We start from the raw sequence: 8522 nt of genomic DNA, 5'->3' as shown, positions 1-8522 counted from the left end.
ATGTCCCTGTCTTTCTCGGATCCTCGTTTCGAGGAGGTCAAGGCCTCCATCGACGAGTGCAAAGACAAGGACATGACCTACGCGGCGCCGTTGTTCGTGACCGCTGAGTTCATCAACAACAACACCGGTGAGATCAAGAGTCAGACGGTCTTCATGGGTGATTTCCCGATGATGACCGATAAGGGCACGTTCATCATCAACGGCACCGAGCGCGTCGTGGTTTCGCAGCTGGTGCGTTCGCCGGGTGTGTACTTCGATCACACCGTCGACAAGGGCACCGAGAAGGATCTGCACAGTGTGCGGGTGATTCCGTCGCGTGGTGCGTGGCTGGAGTTCGATGTCGACAAGCGCGACACCGTGGGTGTGCGTATCGACCGTAAGCGTCGTCAGCCGGTCACGGTGTTGTTGAAGGCGTTGGGTTGGACGACCGAGGAGATCGTCGAGCGTTTCGGCTTCTCCGAGATCATGATGTCGACGCTGGAGAAGGACAACACCGCCGGTCAGGATGAGGCGCTGTTGGATATCTACCGCAAGCTGCGTCCGGGCGAGCCGCCGACCAAGGAGTCCGCGCAGACTCTGCTGGAGAACTTGTTCTTCAAGGAGAAGCGTTACGACTTGGCGCGCGTCGGTCGCTACAAGATCAACAAGAAGCTGGGCATCCACCTCGGCGAGCCGATCACCGCGTCGGTGCTCACCAAGGAAGACATCGTCGCCACGATCGAGTACCTGGTGCGTCTGCACGCCGGTGATCGTGCGATGACCGCGCCCGGCGGCGAAGAGGTGCCGGTCGAGGTCGACGACATCGACCACTTCGGTAACCGTCGCCTGCGCACCGTCGGCGAGCTGATCCAGAACCAGATCCGGGTCGGCCTCTCCCGCATGGAGCGCGTGGTCCGCGAGCGGATGACCACCCAGGACGTCGAGGCGATCACGCCGCAGACCCTGATCAACATCCGTCCCGTCGTGGCCGCGATCAAGGAGTTCTTCGGAACCTCCCAGCTGTCGCAGTTCATGGACCAGAACAACCCGCTCTCGGGTCTGACCCACAAGCGTCGTCTCTCGGCGCTGGGCCCGGGTGGTCTGTCCCGTGAGCGTGCCGGTCTGGAAGTCCGCGACGTGCATACCTCGCACTACGGCCGCATGTGCCCGATCGAGACCCCGGAAGGCCCGAACATCGGCCTGATCGGTTCGCTGTCGGTGTACGCGCGGGTCAACCCGTTCGGCTTCATCGAGACGCCGTACCGCAAGGTGGTCGACGGCGTGGTCACCGATGAGGTCAAGTACCTCACCGCCGACGAGGAGGACCGCCACGTACGTGCGCAGGCCAACTCGCCGGTCGACGCCGATGGCCGCTTCCTCGAGGAGCGCGTGCTCTGCCGCCGGGGCAATGACGAGAACGAACTCGTCCCCGCCTCCGAGGTCGACTACATGGACGTCTCGCCGCGCCAGATGGTTTCGGTCGCGACCGCGATGATCCCGTTCCTCGAGCACGACGACGCCAACCGTGCCCTCATGGGTGCGAACATGCAGCGCCAGGCCGTGCCGCTGATCCGTTCCGAGGCTCCGATCGTGGGCACCGGTATGGAGCTGCGCGCCGCGGTCGACGCCGGTGACGTCGTGGTGAACGAGAAGTCCGGCGTGGTGGAAGAGGTTTCGGCCGATTACGTCACCGTGATGGCCGACGACGGCACCCGCAAGAGCTACCGGATGCGCAAGTTCGCACGCTCGAACCAGGGCACTTGCGCCAACCAGCGGCCGATCGTGGACGAGGGTCAGCGGGTCGAGACCGGTCAGGTGCTGGCCGACGGTCCGTGCACCGAGAACGGTGAGATGGCTCTCGGCAAGAACCTGCTCGTGGCGATCATGCCGTGGGAAGGCCACAACTACGAGGACGCGATCATCCTGTCGCAGCGCCTCGTGGAAGAGGATGTGCTCACCTCGATCCACATCGAAGAGCACGAGATCGACGCCCGCGACACCAAGCTCGGCGCCGAGGAGATCACCCGGGACATCCCGAACGTCTCCGATGAGGTCCTGGCGGACCTGGACGAGCGCGGCATCGTGCGCATCGGCGCCGAGGTCCGCGACGGCGACATCCTGGTCGGCAAGGTCACCCCGAAGGGTGAGACCGAGCTGACCCCGGAGGAGCGGCTGCTGCGCGCGATCTTCGGTGAGAAGGCGCGCGAGGTCCGTGACACCTCGCTGAAGGTGCCGCACGGTGAGTCCGGCAAGGTCATCGGTATCCGCGTGTTCTCGCGCGAGGACGACGACGATCTGCCTCCGGGCGTCAACGAGCTGGTCCGGGTGTACGTGGCGCAGAAGCGCAAGATCCAGGACGGCGACAAGCTCGCCGGTCGCCACGGCAACAAGGGTGTTATCGGCAAGATCCTCCCGACCGAGGACATGCCGTTCATGCCCGACGGCACCCCGGTGGACATCATCCTGAACACCCACGGTGTGCCGCGTCGTATGAACATCGGCCAGATCTTGGAGACCCACCTCGGATGGATCGGCAAGGCGGGGTGGGAGATTCAGGGCACACCCGACTGGGCGACCACACTGCCGGAGGAGATGTGGGCCGCGCCGGCGAATAGCAATATCGCCACCCCGGTGTTCGACGGCGCCCGCGAAGAGGAACTGACCGGTCTGCTCGGCTGCACGCTGCCCAATCGCGACGGCGAGGTGATGGTCGGCGCGGATGGGAAGGCGACATTGTTCGATGGCCGTTCCGGTGATCCCTTCCCGTATCCGGTCGCGGTCGGCTACATGTACATCTTGAAGCTGCACCACTTGGTCGACGACAAGATCCACGCCCGTTCGACCGGTCCGTACTCGATGATCACCCAGCAGCCGCTGGGTGGTAAGGCGCAGTTCGGTGGTCAGCGCTTCGGTGAAATGGAGTGCTGGGCCATGCAGGCCTACGGCGCCGCCTACACGCTGCAGGAACTGCTCACCATCAAATCCGACGATATCGTCGGCCGCGTGAAGGTCTACGAGGCCATCGTCAAGGGCGATAACATTCCGGAGCCGGGCATCCCGGAATCGTTCAAGGTGCTCCTCAAGGAACTCCAGTCGTTGTGCCTCAACGTCGAGGTGCTGTCTTCCGACGGTGCGGCGATCGAGATGCGCGAGGACGACGAAGAGATCGATCGGGCGGCGGCCAATCTGGGAATCAACTTGTCCCGCACCGAATCCGCCACCGTGGACGACCTCTAGTCGCGACATCGCCTCGGCCGCAATGAGGTCCAGATCGTCGCGGTCGAGGATCCAGCGGTAGATGCGGGCGGCGCCGACACCGGCCACCGGTGCGGCGCCGCATATCATTGGCCGGTGGTTGGCGCGGTCGAATCGGAATCCGAGCTACGGAGGGCATCGCCGAGATCGGTATTCGCCCAGCGTTTGACGAGCTTGTTCGAGGCCGCGGGCAATCCGAAACTGCGGCAGGTGGCCACCGCGGCCGAGGCACGGATGAAGGCCACGCGCGGACCGGCGAAGGGGAGTGCGGCATCGCTGCAGCGGATCAGTGACTGGCGCTCGGGCCGCAATGTGCCCGCGCAGTTCGACACGCTGCTGCCGATCCTGCTGACCCTGATCGACCTGACCAAGAAGTCGGCCGCGCCGGTGGAGCGCGTACTGGTGGATCTGCCGGAGTGGCGACGGCTGTGGCAGGCGGCCGTCACCTGGAAGCCCGAGTCCGATCCGGCGAGTGCTGTCTGCCCCTATCGCGGGCTGACGGCCTATCAATCCGATGACGCCGCATGGTTTTTCGGCCGCAGTCGTGCCACCGGCGATTTCACCGAGATGGTGCTGAGCACGCTCGACGCGGCGGCCGGCGGCGGCATTGTCGCCCTCGTCGGCGCGTCGGGGGCGGGCAAGTCCTCGTTGCTGCACGCGGGCTTGGTCCCGGCGGTCCAGAAGGTCGAAAAGGATTGGCGGATAGTCACTCTCACCCCTGGCGCACGACCGCGGGTAACGCTGACCGAGGCGGTGGGAGATACCTGGGCGATCGGCCAGCACGGTTTGCTCATCGTGGATCAGTTCGAGGAGTTGTTCACCGCCTGCCAGGACGAGCAGGAACGTGAGGATTTCCTGACCGCGCTGGCGACGCTGGCAGGTCCGCACGAAAAGCGTTGGGTCACTGTCGTCTTGGCCATCCGCGCCGATTTCTACGCGCCGTGCCTGGACTACCCGATCCTGCAGGACGTGCTGAACAATCGCGGCTACGTGCTCGGTCCGATGCGCCTGAGCGAGCTGTCCGAGGCCATTACCGGCCCCGCCGCGGCGGCGCGCCTCGAACTCGAGCCCGGATTGGTCGAGTTGGTGGTCACCGAACTGTGCGGTCTCGGCGATCATCAGAACCGGCGCAGCTACGATCCGGGCGCACTGCCGCTGCTATCCCATGTCATGGCGGCGACCTGGGAACATCGGGAACGACTTCGACTGACCGTCGCCGGATACCGAAAGGCGGGCGGGGTAACCGGTTCCGTCGCGGCGACCGCCGAACAGGCCTGGTCCGAACTCACCGTCACCCAGCAGATCGAGGCGAAACCCCTGCTGCTGGGTCTGGTCAGTGTCGGACCCGACGGCCACGACACCAGGCGCCGCGCGGCCCGCGCCGAATTGATCACCCGGGCAGTCGATTCCGAGGCCGCCGACACGGTCCTGGAGACGCTGGTCCGCGCCCGGCTGGTGACCTCCGATGCCGACAGCGCCTACTTCACCCACGAAATCGTGTTGCGGGCCTGGCCGCGCCTGCGGGCCTGGATCGAGGAGGACCGCGTCGGCTATCTGGTGCGCCAACGGCTGGAAGCCGATGCGGCGGACTGGGTTTCCTCGGGCGCCGATCCGGCCCTGCTCTACCGCGGCACTCGGCTGGCGACCGCGAAGGAGGCCGCGCAACGGCATCCGGCCACCGAAACCGTGGTCGAATTCCTCACCGCGGCAGAGATTTCCCGAACAAAGTCGCGACGCTGGGCCGCCGCGACCCGCACGGTGCTCGCACTGCTCGGCGTCGGCGTCCTTGTGCTCGGCATCGCCGCCTACGGCCAGGTCAGATTGAAGGACGAACAGCAGGACAATGCCCTGCTATCGGCCGTGCTCACCGAGTCCGAGAGTCTGCGCAGTACCGACCCCACCCTGTCGGCCCAACTCGCTCTGGTCGCCCATCGTCTCAAACCCGATGACCCGGAGGTGAATTCGCGACTGCTGAGCACGCAGAACCTGCCGCTGGCCACGCCATTGTCCGGCCATGTCGGCGCGGTCGATCAAGTCGTGTATCAGCCGGGTGGCGCGCTGCTCGCCTCGGCGGGTGAGGACCACACCGTCCGACTCTGGGACCTCACCGATCGCGCGCGTCCGCAGCCGATGGGTGCGCCGCTGAATTGTGACGGCGTGGCGACCTCGGTGACGTTCAGCCCCGACGGAAAGCTCCTCGCGGCGGCCTGCGGAAACGCATTACAGCTATGGAATGTCGAAGATCCGCGGCATCCGGTCCAGACGGCGCGCCCGACCGGCGCCGGTGTGACCCAAGTGGCCTTCGGCCCCAACGGACGGGTGCTTGCGGCGGCCGACAACAATCACACCGTCACGCTGTGGAACCTGCGGAATCCGGCCGCACCGACGAAAATCGGTGCGCCGCTGCCGATTCCACAGCAGATCCGATCGATGGCATTCCATCCCAAGGGATCCTGGCTCGCCGTCGCCTACGACGACGCGATCCAACTGTGGACCATCGCGGACGCGCCGAGACCGCTCGGTGCGCCGCTGCCGATTCCGGCGCGGCCGGTGCGAGCGATCGCGGTCGGCCCGGACGGTGCGACCCTGGCTGTCGGCAGCGGTGGCGATTCGCCGTGGGCCGAGAACATCGGCGACGCCACGGTCGGACTGTGGGATATCACCGATCCGGTCCGGCCGGTCTTTCGCAGTTCGCTGCTCGCGGCCGCCAAATCGGCGGTGCGCTCACTGGCATTCAGCCCGGACGGGGACACCCTGGCGGCCGGCAATCGCAATGGCGTGACGGTCTGGAATATCGCCGACCGCGCTGTTCCGCGGCCGCTGGGGGAACCACTGCTGGCATCGTCGTCGCCGTGCCCCGAGGTCAGTTCCATGGTGGTCTGTCAGGACGCGCAGAACTCGCTGGCCTTCGGTCCGGACGGGCATACCGTCGCGGCCGCCGGCGCGCTCGGGCTGGTCCGGCTCTGGTCGCTGGCACCGGCGGTCCTCGGCGGGTGGATCGGGTGGTCGCCGCTGCCGCCGGTGTTCAGCGCCGAGGGCACCATGGTGACCGGCGCGATCAACGGTGAGGTCGCACTGTGGGATGTGCGTGATCGCACTACGCTGCGCAAACTCGCCGCCCTCGGGGCCGGACCCAGCGAGTTGTACGCGGCCGGAGCCGCGGTGAGCCGCGACGGGCGCACCGTCGCCTCGACGGTCGGAACGCCACCCAGGGTGCTCCTGCACGACGTCACCGATGCCGCGCACCCGCGGACGGTCGCGGAACTTCCCGGCATATTCGCCGGGATGTTCAGTCCGGGCGGTCGCTATCTGTGGACCATCGCCGACGACGCCGCCTGGCCGTTCCAGGTGTGGGATCTGGCCGACCGCGCCCATCCGGTCCCGCTGGGTCGCCGGATGCCGCTGTCCACCGGCAGCGGCGGCGCCTTCGCCATGTACGGCACTCGTGACGAGCTGATGGCCACCATGACCTCGGATCGGACGGATTCCGGCCAGGATCGCTATGTCATCCGGCTCTGGGATCTGTCGAATCCGGCCGAACCGCGCGTGGTCAGCGAGATTCCGAGCGAGTCGGCCAAACCATTCGGCTGGATCGGCATTACGCCGGACGGTAAGACCCTGGTCAGCCTCGCGGCCGACACCCTGCAGGTCTGGGATATCACCGACCCCGCGCACGTGCGCAAACTGGGCGAGCCCGTTGCCACGCACGGTTTGAACGTGCTGTCGGTCGACTTCAGCGCGGACGGTAGGACGATGGCGACCTCGAGCGCGGATTCGACGGTGCGCCTATGGGATTTCACCGACCGCGGACATCCGAAACCCCTCGGCCACTCCATCACCGTGCCGAGCACGACGAGCTGGCAGCTGGCCTTCGATCCGGCGGGCCGCTACCTGGTCGGCACCGGGAACGGCGTGATGAGCGTGTGGGATCTGGATCCGCAGCACGCGGTCGCGCGCATTTGCGATGTCGGCCGGACGGTGTTGACCCGTGAGGTGTGGCAGGCGCATGTGCCGCGGATGGCCTATCGACCGCCTTGCTGATCATAGTGCGCAGAAGGCTCGCACGGCGGCGTCGTCGAGTATCCGCGCGCCGGAGGTGTGGTCGGCGAGCAGGTGGAATTCGTTCCCGATGAGCAGTGCGATGCGGTCGCCGTCCTCGCTGACGATGATCCGGTTGTCGTAGCCGAGTACCCGGCCGACGTAGGCCCAGACCGGACCGCACGGCGCCTGCGCGTGCATGATGCCGAGCCCGTAGCCGTTGCCGCTGTCTTGCGTCGGCACGGTTGTGACGAGTTCGGCCTGTTGTTCGGGTGGCAGCAGTCGACCGGAGTACAGGGCGTGCGTGAAGGTGGCGAAGTCGTCGAGGGTGGAGACCATCGCGCCCGCCGCACCGTAGATCCGCGGGCTGGCGATCGAGATATCGCGCTGCCAGGTGTAGCCGTGCAGCCAGTTGCCGTGCGGGTTCGGGTCGGTGACGGGAAAGGCGGTGTCGCGCAGATGTAATGGTTCGATGATGCGCTCGCGCACTTCATCGGCCGTGTGCTTGCCCGTGACGGCGGTGATCACCATGCCAGCGACGACATAGTTGGTGTTGGCGTAGTCGAACCGTTCACCAGGCGCTCCGGTCCGGCCCCGCTGCAGTGCGATGTCGACCAGTGCCTGGGGCGACTGAGCCTGCGGTGGCTCGATCCCGGCGAAATAGGGCAGTGAGATCCGGGGATCGTCGGCGTACTCCGGCAGTCCGGAGGTGTGGTTGAGCAGTTGGCGGACGGTGATACCGGCATTGTCGGGCACTGCGCCGGGAACCCATCGGTCGATCGGGTCGTCCAGGGACAGCCGATGTTCGGCTTCTAATTGCAGCAGAACCACCGCCACGAACGCCTTCGTGAAGCTGCCGATGCGGAACTGTGCGGCCGGGTCGGCGGTGGTTCGGGTGGACAGGTCGCCGTAGCCAGCGTGCACGTAGCGAGTTTGCGAACCATTCCGAACCAACCCGATGACACCCGGAACTCCGCTCGCGACCGCGGCGTCGGCACCCGCCTGCAAGATATCGACCGGCTCGTCGGCCCGCGCGATACCCGGCATTGCCAAGACTACGAGCGCTGAGACGACCAGCGCCCTGACCGATGTCGTCACCGAATTCCCCTCCTGCGGCGTCGTGAGCCGTTGCGAGACATCAAATTACCGGTCCGGTCCGCCAGACCAGCATTCCGGTCCGGAATTCCGTTGTAGTCCCGTGAACTGCGCATATGCGTCACGCGGCGAGCTGGCCGGTCGCTGCGGACCCG

Annotated in this window: 3 protein-coding genes; 2 read left to right on the top strand and 1 reads right to left on the bottom strand. The window is 66.3% G+C overall.

Annotated elements, in window-relative coordinates:
- The coding region (rpoB, locus tag ACHQ4I_RS24610; RefSeq protein ID WP_420774161.1) for a DNA-directed RNA polymerase subunit beta at positions 1-3216 on the top strand (3216 nt) is incomplete at its 5' end.
- 183 nt (positions 3217-3399) lie between these two features.
- Complete coding sequence (locus ACHQ4I_RS24605; RefSeq protein ID WP_420774160.1) at positions 3400-7275, top strand: nSTAND1 domain-containing NTPase; 3876 nt, start codon at positions 3400-3402, stop codon at positions 7273-7275.
- Here the strand turns inward: ACHQ4I_RS24605 and ACHQ4I_RS24600 are convergent, their stop codons facing one another.
- A complete protein-coding gene (locus ACHQ4I_RS24600; protein ID WP_420774159.1) occupies positions 7276-8370 on the bottom strand; it encodes a serine hydrolase domain-containing protein in 1095 nt (364 codons plus the stop codon). It abuts the gene before it with no gap.
- Positions 8371-8522 lie beyond the last annotated feature (152 nt).

The organism is Nocardia nepalensis (assembly GCF_048910785.1).
Taxonomy (GTDB): Bacteria; Actinomycetota; Actinomycetes; order Mycobacteriales; family Mycobacteriaceae; genus Nocardia; species Nocardia nepalensis.
This window is presented reverse-complemented; position numbering and strand designations above follow the sequence as displayed.